Genomic DNA, 476 nt, shown 5'->3' on the forward strand with positions numbered 1-476 from the left:
CAGGAAGGTGTCGGCGATGGTGCTGCCCACGGTGAGCAGGCCATGGTTACGCAGGATCATAAAGTTGGCGTCGCCCAGGTCGGCTTGCAGGCGCGCTTTTTCGTCATCGCGCAGGGCCACGCCTTCGTAGTCGTGATAGGCCAGGCTGGCCAGCGGAAACAGGCTTTGTTGCGACAGGGCCAGTAAACCTTCCTGCTGGGCGGAGACGGCGACGCCGGCGGTGGTGTGGGTGTGCATGACACAGGCGGCATCGTCGCGCACGGCGTGGATAGCACTGTGGATGGTGAACCCGGCCGGGTTGATGTCGTAATCGCTGTCGTCGAGCTTGTTACCTTCCTGATCCACGCGCACCAGGCTGGAGGCGGTGATCTCGTCGAACATCATGCCGTAGGGGTTGATCAGGAAATGATGCTCGTCGCCGGGGATGCGGGCGGAAAGGTGGGTAAAGATAAGATCATCCCAGCCGTGCAGGGCGA

The 476-nt window shown here is 62.0% G+C and carries 1 protein-coding gene; it reads right to left on the reverse strand.

Going from position 1 to position 476, the window contains the following annotated elements; translation table 11 throughout:
- Positions 1–476, reverse strand: a 476-nt coding sequence (locus tag A3730_RS26140; protein WP_063539291.1) for a class II aldolase/adducin family protein, incomplete at both ends; no start/stop codon positions are given.

Source organism: Alcanivorax sp. HI0044 (assembly GCF_001634945.1).